Origin of the sequence: Sporomusa rhizae (genome assembly GCF_041428845.1) — a bacterium.
Classification (GTDB): Bacteria; Bacillota; Negativicutes; order Sporomusales; family Sporomusaceae; genus Sporomusa; species Sporomusa rhizae.
The window spans coordinates 2,231,466-2,245,281 of sequence record NZ_CP156925.1; the positions used below are offsets into that span (position 1 = coordinate 2,231,466).

Annotated in this window: 10 protein-coding genes; all 10 read left to right on the top strand. The window is 44.8% G+C overall.

Annotation, left to right across the window (positions count from 1 at the left end; all coding sequences use genetic code 11):
- Window positions 1-2: 2 nt before the first annotated feature.
- Window positions 3-1,769, top strand: a complete 1,767-nt coding sequence (locus SRRS_RS10155; protein ID WP_371368468.1) for a formate--tetrahydrofolate ligase — start codon at window positions 3-5, stop codon at window positions 1,767-1,769.
- A 194-nt stretch (window positions 1,770-1,963) separates the two neighbouring features.
- Window positions 1,964-3,904: an anaerobic carbon-monoxide dehydrogenase catalytic subunit gene (gene cooS, locus SRRS_RS10160; protein ID WP_371368469.1), complete on the top strand. Its 1,941-nt coding sequence runs from the start codon at window positions 1,964-1,966 to the stop codon at window positions 3,902-3,904.
- Window positions 3,905-3,981: 77 nt separating this feature from the next.
- Window positions 3,982-6,111: an acetyl-CoA decarbonylase/synthase complex subunit alpha/beta gene (gene acsB, locus SRRS_RS10165; protein WP_371368470.1), complete on the top strand. Its 2,130-nt coding sequence runs from the start codon at window positions 3,982-3,984 to the stop codon at window positions 6,109-6,111.
- A gap of 124 nt (window positions 6,112-6,235) precedes the next feature.
- Complete coding sequence (gene acsC / locus SRRS_RS10170) at window positions 6,236-7,579, top strand: acetyl-CoA decarbonylase/synthase complex subunit gamma (protein ID WP_371368472.1); 1,344 nt, start codon at window positions 6,236-6,238, stop codon at window positions 7,577-7,579.
- A gap of 67 nt (window positions 7,580-7,646) precedes the next feature.
- The gene (locus tag SRRS_RS10175; RefSeq protein WP_371368473.1) at window positions 7,647-9,617 is read left to right on the top strand and encodes an ASKHA domain-containing protein; all 1,971 of its coding nucleotides are present in this window, start codon (window positions 7,647-7,649) and stop codon (window positions 9,615-9,617) included.
- A gap of 39 nt (window positions 9,618-9,656) precedes the next feature.
- Entirely contained in the window at window positions 9,657-10,412 is a 756-nt protein-coding gene (locus SRRS_RS10180) for an AAA family ATPase (protein WP_371368475.1), read from the top strand.
- Window positions 10,413-10,433: 21 nt separating this feature from the next.
- Window positions 10,434-11,402 (top strand): CO dehydrogenase/acetyl-CoA synthase subunit delta, encoded by a 969-nt coding sequence (cdhD, locus tag SRRS_RS10185; RefSeq protein WP_371368477.1) that lies wholly within the window; start codon window positions 10,434-10,436, stop codon window positions 11,400-11,402.
- Between the two features lie 91 nt (window positions 11,403-11,493).
- Window positions 11,494-12,285: a methyltetrahydrofolate cobalamin methyltransferase gene (locus tag SRRS_RS10190; protein ID WP_371368478.1), complete on the top strand. Its 792-nt coding sequence runs from the start codon at window positions 11,494-11,496 to the stop codon at window positions 12,283-12,285.
- A 36-nt stretch (window positions 12,286-12,321) separates the two neighbouring features.
- Entirely contained in the window at window positions 12,322-12,915 is a 594-nt protein-coding gene (locus tag SRRS_RS10195; RefSeq protein WP_371368480.1) for a 4Fe-4S dicluster domain-containing protein, read from the top strand.
- On the top strand, window positions 12,912-13,775 hold the full coding sequence (locus SRRS_RS10200) for a CoB--CoM heterodisulfide reductase iron-sulfur subunit B family protein (protein ID WP_371368481.1): 864 nt from the start codon (window positions 12,912-12,914) through the stop codon (window positions 13,773-13,775). Before SRRS_RS10195 ends, SRRS_RS10200 begins: the two co-directional genes overlap by 4 nt.
- Window positions 13,776-13,816: the final 41 nt, after the last annotated feature.

Sequence of the window (13,816 nt, forward strand, 5' to 3'; positions counted from 1 at the left end):
TTATGGCTTGGGATCCTACGGTATTGAAAGACTGGCAAATTGCCGAAGCAGCAGAGGCAGAAGGAAGAATTCCTACTACTGAAAAGTACATGGAAATAATGGGGCTGCAAAAAGATGAAATTATTCCTTACGGCAAAACTCCAAAAGTTGACTTTTTGAAGGTTATTGACCGTCTGAAAGATAAACCAGATGGCAAATACATTGAGGTAACCGCCATTACTCCTACCCCACTTGGTGAAGGTAAATCAACTACTTCTATTGGAATTATGGAAGGTCTTGGAAAACGCGGCGTAAACGTTGGTGGCGCATTGCGGCAGCCTTCCGGTGGCCCTACCATGAACGTAAAAGGTACTGCTGCCGGCGGCGGTAACGCACTTCTAATTCCTATGACCGAATTCTCGCTTGGTCTAACCGGTGATATCAACGATATTATGAACGCCCATAACTTAGCTATGGTTGCTATGAACGCTAGAATGCAACACGAAGCTAACTATACCGATGCTGAACTCGCTAAGAGAAATCTTAAGCGCCTCGACATCGACCCCAAAAATATTGAAATGGGCTGGGTTATCGACTTTGCTGCTCAAGGTCTCCGTAACATTATCATGGGTCTTGGCGGCAAAAAAGATGGCTTCATGATGCATTCCAAATTCGGTATTGCTGTTGGTTCCGAATTAATGGCTATTCTGGCTGTTGCTAAAGATTTGGCTGATATGCGTGAACGCTTCAAGCACATCGTTGTTGGCTATAACAGAGCAGGTGAGCCTGTAACTACTGGTGACCTCGAAGTTGACGGCGCTATGACTGCTTGGATGCGTAATACCGTTAATCCTACCCTGTGTGCTACCGTTGAAGGTCAGCCTTGCTTTGTTCATGCTGGTCCGTTCGCTAACATTGCTATTGGTCAGTCCTCCATTATTGCAGACCGCATTGGTCTGAAATGCTTCGACTATCATGTTACTGAGTCCGGTTTTGCTGCTGATATCGGCTTCGAGAAATTCTGGAACGTTAAGTGCCGCCTGAGCGGACTGAAACCTAATGTTTCGATTCTTGTTGCTACTGTCTGCGCTCTCAAAATGCATGGTGGTGGACCTACCGTTGTACCGGGTCGTCCGTTGCCTGATGAATATACCAAAGAAAACCTTGGTTTCTTAGAAAAAGGCTGCGAAAATATGGTACATTTGATCAACATGATCAAAAAATCCGGTATTAAGCCGGTTGTTTGTATCAATGCCTTCTATACTGATACTCCTGCTGAACATGCTTTGGTTAAACGCATTGCTGAACAGGCAGGTGCTCGTGCAGCTGTTTCTGAGCATTGGCTCAAAGGCGGCGACGGTGCTCTTGATCTGGCTGATGCCGTTATGGATGCTTGTAAAGAAGAAGTTAACTTCCAATACCTGTATCCGCTGGAAATGCCGCTCCGTCAACGTGTTGAAAGAATTGCAAAAGAAGTTTATGGAGCTGACGGTGTTGACTGGGCTCCGCTTGCTGAAGAAAAAGCTAAGAGATTTGAGTCTGATCCCAAGTATGCCGATTACTGCACAATGATGGTTAAGAGCCACCTGTCCTTGTCGCATGAGCCGGCTTGGAAAGGTGTACCTAAAGGATGGAGACTGCCGATCCGCGACGTCCTCGTTTATGGCGGCGCCAAGTTCCTCTGCCCGATGGCCGGCGCTATCAGCTTAATGCCGGGAACCAGTTCCGATCCTGCGTATCGTCGGATTGATGTTGACGTTCAAACTGGTAAGGTTAGCGGCTTATTCTAAGCTGACACTGAAAATTTATAAACAAGTCAAATTTTTTCAAAAACTTGCAGGTATTCGCTCACCATAGAGCGAATACCTGTATACAGAGTATGTGAAAAAATCCTCATATTACAGATGACCCTGAGTAGCTAAGCTCCTTGTAAGTGGACTCACCTGAAAAACAACTATGATGAACATAGGGAGGAAGAAGAAGAATGTCCGAACATAAAACAATCGACGTGGCAGCCACTCAAATGCTGGATAGAGCCAAAGAAATCGGCTTTTTAACAACATTTGACCGCGCCAAAGCTCAAGAGCCTCGCTGTACTTTCGGTAACACCGGTATCTGCTGCCGTATTTGCCTGCAAGGCCCTTGCCGTATTCTGCCCAAGAAGCCAGGCGGTAATAAAGGTATTTGTGGTGCCGCTGATTACACCATCGTTGCTAGAAATACCGTTCGTTACATTGCTGGCGGTGCAGCTGCTCACTCCGATCATGGCCGTCACATTGCTGAAACCCTTCTGCATGTTGCTGAAGGCAAGCTCCATGACTATAAAGTTACCGATCCCGATAAACTTGTACGTGTTGCAAAACGTATCGGTGTTGAAACTGAAGGCCGCGATGTAATGGCAATTACTAAAGACGTTGCTAGCGCTGCTCTGGCTGAGTTTGGTCGTGTTGACGAAACTCAGGAACTTACCTGGATTAACGCTTATACTGATGAGAAGAGACTTGACCTGTGGCGTAAAACTACCATTATGCCTAGCGGTATCAACTTAAGTCTTGCTCAATTATTACACCAAACCCACGTTGGTACTGACTCTGATCCTGTTAATATTATCTTCGGCGGCTTGAAGGCTGCTCTGTGTGATATTGACGGTCAGCATCTTGCTACCGACTTATCTGATATTCTCTTTGGTACCGGTGTACCTGTAGTAACTGAAGCTAACCTTGGCGCTATCAAAGCTGACAAAGTTAACATTGCTCTTCATGGCCATAATCCTCTCTTAAGCCAAATGGTTGTTAATGCCGCTAAAGAAATGCAAGACGAAGCTAAAGCTGCTGGTGCTACCGGCATTAACCTTGTTGGTATCTGCTGTACCGGTAACGAGGTTCTCATGCGTGAAGGCGTTGCCATAGCTACCAACTTTGCTACCCAGGAATTGGCAGTTATGACCGGCGCAATGGATGCTATGGTTGTTGACGTTCAGTGTATCATGCCAAGCTTACGCTCTGCAGCTGAGTGCTTCCACACTAAAATTGTAACCACAATGCCTATTATGAAGATTCCTGGATCCTATCACTTTGCATTTGACGAGCATAATGCTATCAACAGTGCAAAAGAAATCATCCGTTTGGCTATTGAAGCTTACAAAAACCGTGATGCATCAAAAGTTAGTATTCCTGAAATTAAGAATACTGTCGTTGCCGGTTTCAGCTTAGAATCCATACTCAATATCTTTGGTAAAATTAATCCGGAAAACCCAATTCGCGTACTGGTTGATGCAATTGAAGCTGGCGAAATTAAGGGTATAGCTTCACTTATCGGTTGTAATAACCTTAAAGGTACTCATGACCAAAACCACACTGCCATTGCTATCGAATTAGCTAAAAATGACGTCTTCCTGTTAGCAGGTGGCTGCTCGGCGCAAGCTCATGCTTTAGCAGGCATGATGAATGGCGAAGCTGTTAAGAAGTATGCCGGCGAAGGCTTGAAAAAGTTTTTTGCCCGTCTGAACGCAGCTGCAGGCTTAACTACTGAGTTACCGCTGATGTTCCATACCGGTTCTTGTGTTGACTATAGCCGGCAGCAAGATCTTGTTAACATGCTCGCTAAGGAAATGGGTGTAGAAAACCACGAAGTTCCTTATGTTGTCAGCGCTCCGGAAGCTATGTCTGAGAAAGCTGTAGCTATCGGTTCCTGGAACGTAGCTTATGGTAATCCTACCCATGTTGGCGTAATTGCTCCGACTGTTGGCAGTCAGCTTGTTAACGATGTTGTTACAAAAATTGCTGAAGATGTATTCGGTGGTTTCTTCTTCTGGGAGCCTGATGCACTGAAAGCATCTGAACGGCTGGTAGAAATCATTGAAGAACGTAACTGGAAGAATGCTATGCGTAAAAAAGCCCGTGATGCCAAAGCGGCTGCCGAATAGATAAGAGTTAGGACGTAATCGTGTACTACCCCAATAGATAATGAGAATTGACTCTATGAAGGAGGACGAAAAACAATATGTCTATGGAGCTTTTTAAAGGCGCCTACGAAGGTGCCGTCACAGCTACCAGCTATGCGGAAATTCTTCTGGCTAAAGCTATAAAGGAACATGGTGCTGACTGTCCGGTTAAATATCCTAATACTGCTTACAGATTGCCTGTAATTACTTCACTGAGCGGTGAGGAAGTAAACACAATTGGTGATCTTGCTCCGATTCTAAACCGGATTCGGACTACCAATATTAGAGAAGAATTAAACCTCGAAAACGCTAAACTTAACGGCGAAGCAACTTTGTATGCTGCTGAAGTTATAGAGGCTCTTCGTTATTTGAATGGTGCTCAGCCTGATCAATATCCTTATACCGGCTTCATTGCCGACCCGGTAATTCGTAAATTCGGTGTTCCTTTGGTTGACGGTACTATTCCTGGCGTTGCTGTTATCGTCGGTAAAGGTAAAGACAGCAAATCTACTGCCAAGCTAGTAAAAGGCCTTCAGGCAAAAGGCATTATGCTCTTCTTGGTCAATGAAGTAATTGAACAATGTATTGAAGAAAACGTTAAAATCGGCGCTGACTTCATTACCTTCCCGCTTGGTAATTTCACCCAAGTTATTCATGCCGTTAACTTTGCTTTCCGTGCCGGTCTTGCTTTCGGCGGTATTCCTGCCGGTGCTCGTGAGCGCGCTATCGAATATCAAGCAAAACGCGTTCTGGCCTTTGTTATTCAGCTTGGACCTAATGATGTTGTTAAATATGCTGCTGAGTTCGGTGCTATGTTCATGGGCTTCCCGACAGTTACCGACCAACCGGTAGCCGAAGAAATTCCTGACTGGTATCAATCCGAACCAGATTATGAAAAGATTGGCAAGCTCGGTCTTGAAATGCGCGGCATCAAAATTAAGATCGTTGATATCCCTGTACCTATCACCATCGGACCTGCTTTCGAAGGTGAAACAATCCGTAAGAAAGACGCCTATGTTGAGTTCGGCGGCGGTCGTTCTACCAGCTTCGAGCTTGTTCGGATGTGCGAAGCTGACGAGGTTGAAGACGGCAAAATCCAAGTTATCGGACCTGAAATTGATGAAATGCCGGAAGGCAGCGTATTCCCGCTCGGTATTATGGTTGACGTCTATGGTCGTAAGATGCAGGAAGACTTCGAGGGCGTACTTGAGCGCCGGGTTCACTATTTCATCAACTACGGTGAAGGTTTGTGGCACGTTGCCCAACGTAATATGATGTGGATACGTATTGGTAAGAATGCGCATGCAGCTGGATTCAAAATTAAAGATCTTGGCGAAATTCTTATTGCAAAATACAAATCCGATTATCCGGCTATTATTGACCGGGTACAAGTTACTATCATTACTGATCAAAGCGTTGTTGAAGAAAAAATCAAGCTTGCTATTGAAAAATACGCAGCTCGTGACGCTCGTCTTAAGGGGCTTACTGACGAGTCGGTTGACACCTACTATTCTTGCACCCTTTGCCAATCCTTTGCGCCGAATCACGTTTGCGTTGTTTCCCCTGAGCGCGTAGGCTTGTGCGGTGCGGTTAGCTGGCTTGACGCTAAAGCTTCTAACGAAATTACCCCGACTGGCCCGAACCAGCCGATTGATAAAGGCGAGTGCACTGACACCGTAAAAGGCAGCTGGAAGAACCTAAATGAGTTCATCTATGCTAACTCCAACCGCACTGTAGAAAATGTAAACTTCTACACTATGATGGAAGACCCAATGACCTCCTGCGGATGCTTTGAGGCTATCATGGCGATATTACCGATGTGTAACGGCATTATGATAACTACTCGTGAGCATAGTGGCGATACTCCTTCCGGTATGACCTTCTCTGCTCTGGCCGGTACTTGCGGCGGTGGCGTGCAAACCCCTGGCTTCATGGGCATAGGCCGTCGTTATCTTACAAGCTCTAAGTTTATTCCTGCTGACGGCGGCATGGCACGTATTGTCTGGATGCCGAAAGAACTTAAAGAATACCTCGGTCAGGATCTAATTGATGCTGCTGAGCGTGAAGGGTTAGGCGCAGACTTCGTTAACAAGATTGCTGACGAAACTGTAGGTATCACTGAAGAAGAAATTCTGCCGTTCCTTGAAGAAAAACAACATCCGGCTCTTAAAATGGATCCGATGATGTAGTTCTAACTACTTAATAGTAAGAATTCGGGGCACATCCCGGGGCCGCATAATAGAGAGCATCCAGATGTGTCCCGGTTCTCATATTTATCAAAATAAGTTCTTATATTCGAAAGGAGAAGAGAAAATGGCATTAACAGGTTTGGATATTTTCAAACAACTACCCAAAACTAACTGTAAAGACTGCGGTTCACCTACCTGCCTGGCTTTTGCAATGGCAATGGCTAATGGTAAAGCATCCCTTGACATGTGTCCACATGCAACCGAGGCTGCTAAAGAAACTTTGGGCGCAGCAACTGCACCTCCCGTACGTACTGTAAAAGTTGGTGTAGGCGAAAATGAAATCGTGATGGGTGACGAAACTGTCCTCTTCCGTCATGACAAAACTTTCTATCATCCTACCGCTCTAGCTATCCAAATTTCCGATAAATTGTCCGGCGCTGAGCTTGATGCTAAAATCGCTAAAGTTAACGCTTTAGTTATGGATCGCGTTGGTCAAAAAATTGCCATTCAAATGGTTGCTGTTACTAACTGCTCCGGCGACGCTGCTACCTTTAAAGCTGCTGTTGAAACCATAGCTGCTAAAACTGAATTTGCTCTTATGTTAGTTGCGGACGCAGCCGGTTTAGAAGCCGCTGTCCCTGCCGTTGCTGCTAAAAAACCGCTCCTTCATGCCGCTACTGCTGAAAACTGGGAGAAAGTTGTAGCTCTTGCAAAAGCTAATAACTGCCCTGTAGTGGTAAAAGGCAACGGTCTTGATGACACCGCTGCTTTAGTTGAAAAAGTGGCTTTGCAATATAAAGAACTTGTTTTAGACTTCGGTAGCCAAGTTCAATCCAAAACTTTGGCTGAAATGGTTAATGCCCGTCGTTTGGCTATCAAGAAAAAATTCCGTCCTTTCGGCTATCCGATGATTGCATTCACCTTAGCAACTGAAAGTAAAGAAGAGATCGTTGAAGCTGCTACTTATGTTGCTAAATATGCTAGCATCGTTTGCATGAAAGCTGACGAACAATCCCAGCTTCTGCCGTTAATGGCATGGCGCATGAATATTTACACTGATCCACAAAAACCAATGGCTGTTGAAGCTAAAGTTTATGAAATTGGTGATGTTACACCTGATTGTCCTGTATATGTTTGCACCAACTTTGCTCTTACCTACTTTGCAGTTGAAGGCGAAGTTGTTGGCAGCAAGATTCCAGGCTATATTGTGGCTGTTGACACTGATGGCTCTTCCGTTCTTACTGCCTGGGCTGCTGGTAAATTTGTTGCCGAGCCTATCGCTGAATTCGTTGAGAAGACAGGCATTATGAGCAAAGTAAACCACAAAAACATCGTTATCCCAGGGTATGTTGCCATTATCAGTGGTAAACTAAAAGAAAAATCTGGGTTAGATGTAATCGTAGGACCTCAGGAAGCTGCTGGCATTCCGGCTTTTGCTAAAGCACGTTACCCGCAGCTCGTGAAGTAATCACCCCCTAAACACGCTATAAAATGATATCAACAGCCTTGCTAACGAATTAGGAGGGTAATTTAGGATGAACAAAAAGTTCGTAACATTTCTTCCCGCTGGAGTCAAAGTCGAGGTAGAGTCAGGAACGGACTTACTTACAGCTGCAAGCAAAGCTAACATTGAGATTAAGGCGCCTTGTGGTGGTGACGGTACGTGTGGTAAATGTGCGGTTAAGCTCACGAGTGGAACCGCAAAAGCTCGCAGAGACAGTCACTTAGCTGCAAGGATGGCAGAGAAGGGCTATAATCTGGCTTGTCAGACTATAGTTCAAGACGAGGATTTAGTTGTAGAAATACCTAAAACTTCGGCAATGAGTAAGCATCAGGTACTAGTTGACAGCAGTACGGCAGGTCAAGGTATGTCTGAGGCTTTGAGCGATTATTTATTGCATGTTTGGCAGCTAAAGGAGCTTTTTCAACAAAAGCAGGAGTGTGCGCTCAACGGGTATCCCCTTAATCCATTATGTCGCCGGATTAAGCTGACCTTGCCGCCTGCGAATTTACAAGATAATCGCGATGACCTTAACCGACTGACAATGGCTCTTAAGAAAGAAACCAAATGTACGGACATTAATGTTCCCCTCTCGATCATTCGTAATTTGGGAGAAATTATCAGGGCTGATAATTTTAGAGTACGAGTACTCTTGTCTGAGGTTAATGGTAAAGCGGAAGTTCTTGCTATTGTGCCAGGACATGAGTCTAAGCCGTTATACGGTGTTGCCGTAGATATCGGTACCACTACTGTGGTTGCTTACCTACTTGACTTGGATAAAGGCAGAATTCTAGAAACGGCAGGTACACATAATCGTCAAGCACGGTTTGGTGATGATGTTATTAGCCGCATTGTATATGCTGTCGATGAGGAAGATGGAATGAAAAACATTCATCAGTCTATAATCGACACTATAAATACACTGATAATGGACTTATTGGTAAAGCAAAGACATATTAAAGAGAACGATATCCGTGTAATGATGACAGCTGGCAATACAACAATGGCACACTTATTCCTGGGGATTAATCCCAAGTTCATACGCCTTGAGCCTTATATTCCCACAGCTAATTTTTACCCGGTTGTTAAGGCACAGGAATTAGGAATTAGAATAAATGCAGATGCCTTGGTATTTAGCTATCCGTCAGTAGCCAGTTACGTTGGCGGAGATATTGTTTCAGGAACTTTGTTTACCGGTATGGGCAATGAAGATGCACCAATATCCTTATTAATTGACATCGGTACCAACGGTGAAATGGTATTAGGCGCCGGAGACTGGCTGGTAACTTGTTCCTGTTCTGCTGGCCCGGCCTTTGAGGGATCGGGGATAACTTTTGGGATGAGGGCTATGTATGGTGCCATCGAGCGCATGGAAATAGATCCTCAAACTTATGAAGTGTCCTATACCACCGTTAGTAATGGCAAGCCAATGGGAATCTGTGGATCAGGTCTTATAGACTGTCTGGCCAAGCTTCGTCAAACTGGTATCATCGACAGGGCTGGCAAGTTTCAAACCAGCCTGCCTACTGAACGGATGCGCATTGGTGAGGCAGGTCCTGAGTTTGTTCTGGTATGGCAAGAGGAGACAGACCTTGACCGGGATATCATCATTAGTGAAGCTGATGTCAAAAATCTGCTCAGAGCGAAAGGAGCGGTATTTGCCGGAATCCGTACGCTTTTAAATGTAGTCGGCTTTGAATTAGAAAGTATCGAACACATTTATGTTGCTGGCGGTTTCGGTAATTATCTCAATATTCCTGATGCCATTGCTATAGGATTATTGCCTGATATCCCTTTAGAGAAGTACAAGTATGTAGGTAATACCTCGGCAAAAGGAGCCTGTATGGCACTCTTATCACAGGAGGCCTGGGCTGAAGCCAACAATTTGGCAAGCAAACTGACTTATATTGAATTGTCGGCAGGCAATTTATTTATGGATGAATTTGTCTCATCATTATTTATCCCTCATACTGATTTAACTTTATTCCCCAATGTCAGGCTTTGATAGAAGCGGCAATGGGTGTATTGAAAGGAGTTTTAAGACATGGCAAAACAAATAGCAGTGGCAGGTAAAGGGGGTACCGGTAAAACTACGTTTACCGCACTACTCATTCGATATCTGGTTAGAAATAACAAAGGCTCCATTCTGGCAGTGGACGCAGATCCGAATGCCAATCTGAACGAAGCCTTAGGTATGGATGTAGAACAAACTATATCCGAATTAATAACCAGTACGAAGAACCCGAGAAATATACCAGCTGGTATGACTCAAGAAACGTATATTGAATATAAACTCCAATCGTCATTAGTTGAATCAGATCATGTTGATATGCTAGTGATGGGGGGACCCGAGGGACCTGGATGCTATTGTTTCCCAAACAATCTGCTCAAAGGTTTCATGGATAAGCTTGGTAAAAACTATGGCTATGTAATCATGGATAATGAAGCCGGGCTGGAACATATTAGCCGCCGGGTGACTCAAGACATTGATTATATGTTTGTAGTCAGTGATGCGTCCGCACGGAGTATTCGTTCGGCAGGTCGCGTACGCCAGCTTGTAGATACCCTGAAAGCGGATGTTAAAAATATATACCTAATTGTTACTAAAACCCAAAACGACGAGGATATGGCTGCATTACAAGGCGAGATCGATAAAACCGGTCTTACGCTAATCGGCGTAATCCCTTATGATGCACAGGTAGCCAAGTATGACCTATTAAGCCAACCGTTGTTTGATTTACCTGAGAACTCGGTGGCTGTTCAGGCAGTTAACGCCATTTGTAAAGAAGCAAAAATCTAAAAGTTTGGAAGGAGCGTAACTATGGCAACTAATATGTTGAAAGAAAAATATACCGGTAAAATCAATACCGTTACCCTCGGTGCAACCAAAGAACAGGGTGGCACCCGTACCAGCACAGTAACAGTTGGCGGCGACGCCACAATGCCGTTCCTCCATTTCGAAGGCGATATGCCTTTAAAGCCGGTAGTTGCAATGGAAATTCAGGATATTAAAGCTGACTGGCATCCTGTTTTAAATAAGGTATTTGCCGATGTTATGGATTGCCCGGTTGCTTGGGCAAAAAAATGCGTAGAGTTCGGCGCAGACATGATCTATCTTAAACTTGCGGGTGCTCATCCGGATACTGGCAATAAGAGCCCGGAAGAGTGTGCTAAAGTTGTAAAAGATGTCCTTGGCGCTGTTGGCGTACCTCTAATCGTAATTGGCTGTGGCGATGACGAAAAGGACAACGCTGTTCTGCCTGTTGTTGCAGAAGCTGCCTCTGGCGAAAATATGCTCATCGGTTTGGCAAAACAAGACAACTATAAGTCTGTTGCCGCTGCAGCTATGGTTCATAAACACAAAGTACTGGCGCAAAGCCCACTTGATATCAATATTTGTAAACAGCTGAACATTCTTATTTCCGAGCTTGGCTTATCAGCTGACAATGTTATTATTGACCCTGCTACTGCTGCTCTGGGTTATGGTATCGAGTATACCTACTCCATCCTTGAGCGCGGCCGTCTGGGCGCTCTTGCCGGCGACAAAATGCTGTCCCAACCAGTAATTTGCCAAGTTGGTTATGAAGCATGGCGCGCTAAAGAAGCTGTTGCTCCTGAAGAAGATTTCCCCAACTGGGGCAACCAAGAAGAACGTGCTATCCTTTGGGAAGCAATGACTGCAACTGGTCTTCTTCAAGGCGGTGCGCATATTATGGTACTTCGTCATCCGGAAGCAGTTCGTCTTGTCAAGAAAAATGCTGAAGCTTTAATGGTTAAACCTGAAATTTAAGCTCAAAAATAACAATAATCTCATTTGGATATCTGATACCTTTATTTAATTTGCGTTTTTTAAATTTTAATATATGAGGAGGATTTACTTAATGTTAATTATTGGCGAAAGAATTAATGGTATGTTTAAAGACATTGGTCAGGCTATCCGTGAACACGATCCGAAACCCCTGCAAGAGTGGGCTGCTAAGCAAAAAGCTGGTGGCGCTCACTACCTTGACGTTAACACCGGACCTAACTCCGAAGACCAAACAGTAGATCTTCCTTGGATGGTTAATGTTTTGAAAGAGTGCACCGATCTGCCGCTGGCTATCGACACTACTAACTATGATGCTATGGAAGCTGCTCTTGAAGCTTATGGCAAACCAGGTGCATTAATTAACTCCATTGGCTGCGAGCAAGAAAAAATTGACCGCGTTTTCCCAATGGCTGCTAAATATCAAGCTGATGTTGTTTGTCTCTGCATTAACAAAGTAGGTATTCCTAAGAGCGCTGAAGACCGTGTTGCTATGGCTATGGAATTTGTCGCCAATGCGGAAGCTTATGGTCTGCAACCTGACAATCTTTTCATTGACCCGATCATTCTGCCTGTAAACGTTGCACAAGAGCATGGCATTGAAGCATTAGAAACAATTCGCCAAATTAAGATGATTTCCAATCCTCCTCCCAAAACTACAGTTGGTCTTTCCAACATTTCACAGAAGAGCCCGCACCGTCCGATTATCAACCGCACTTTTGCTGTAATGGCTATGACTGCCGGCCTTGATTCAGCTATTTGCGATGCAAATGACGAAGCTTTGGTAGATGCCATTGCTACTGCACGCTTAATCCTTAACCAAGATATTTACTGCGACTCCTACGCTAAGGTGTTCAGACAGCGGTAATTTTCCGCTGGGGGTGTACGCCCGGAAAGGAGGTCAATGATGTCAACGGTGAATCAACCTGTTAAAGGTAAAGCTTCTTTCTGCCGCGAAATTGAGGAAAAATCTCACCAGCCGATATCTTCGTGTTATCATTGTATGAAGTGTGCGGGTGGATGTCCGATTAACTTTGTCATGGAACATAATAACTACGAAATATTGCGTATGATTCAGCTGGGGGAGAAGGACAAAGTATTTGCAAGTAATACTCCGTGGTTATGTGTTGGCTGTAAGACTTGCGCAGTACGGTGTCCGAACGGAATTGACACGTCGAAAGTTATGGATACCATTAAAATGGAAACCATTGCGGAAGACAAGATTCCAGCGAGTCATTACAATATCAAGTTGTTCTATGAATTGTTCCTTGACTCTATGAAAGGGTTCCCGATCATCGGCGGTGAAGGCCGCGGTTATGAACTTGGACTCATGGGACTTTACAAAATGTGTACAGGAACGTATTTGGCAGACATGGATCTCGGCAAAGAAATGACAAAGCGCGGTAAGATGCCATTCTTACCGCATAATGCACTGAAAAAGCGCAAAGGCGAAATCAAGAAAATATTCCAGAGAGCAAAGGAGAAAAAGGCACGATGAAACTAGGTTATTATCCGGGATGTTCACTACACTCCACAGCAGCCGAGTATAATATGGCTACCGAGGCTGTATTTGATGCCTTGGACCTAGAACTGGCTGAGCTTCCGGAGTGGAATTGCTGTGGGGCGACCGCCGGACACTCCACCGATCGTTTTCTCGCGCTTGCCTTGCCCCTTAGAAACCTTGTTATCGCTGAAGCCGAACAGCAAAAAGAGTTAATGCTGCCCTGTGCTGCCTGTTATAATCTCGTAAAAGCCGCTGACCATTACGTGCGGGAGGGGACTCCGGAAGCCAAAGAGGCTAACGAAGAACTCAAAAGCATAATGGGGTCGTCGTACAGCGGCAACGTTCATGTTACACATCCTTTAGAAGTTATCATGAGAAAAGAGTATCTTAGTCAAGTAGGCGAAAAGGTTAAACGGCCTCTTAAAGGCCTCAAGCTTGTTCCATATTATGGATGCTTGTTGACCAGACCAACCTACGTTGCTTTTGACGATATAGAGCAGCCACAGGCAATGGATAAGCTTATGAAGCTTGCCGGAGCTGACGTTAAAAAGTGGTCGTATAAAACCGACTGCTGTGGTGGCAGCTTGACAGTACCACGTACTGACGTTGTTTATGAGATAACTAAGAATTTGGTAACTGCGGCCCAGCGAGCAGGCGCAGATGCCATCGTAACTGCCTGCCCGCTGTGCCAGATGACTCTGGAAACCCGGCAGAAAGAAATAGAAAAACCAATACCTGTATTTTTCTTCACCGAATTGCTAGGGATTAGTTTCGGACATCCTGATGCGAAAAAATGGCTGAAGAAACATATAATTGATCCCGTACCGCTCTTGACATCATTGCAATTGTTGTAACCAATTTGGAGAAACCGGCAGAACTATTATTAGGTATGTCC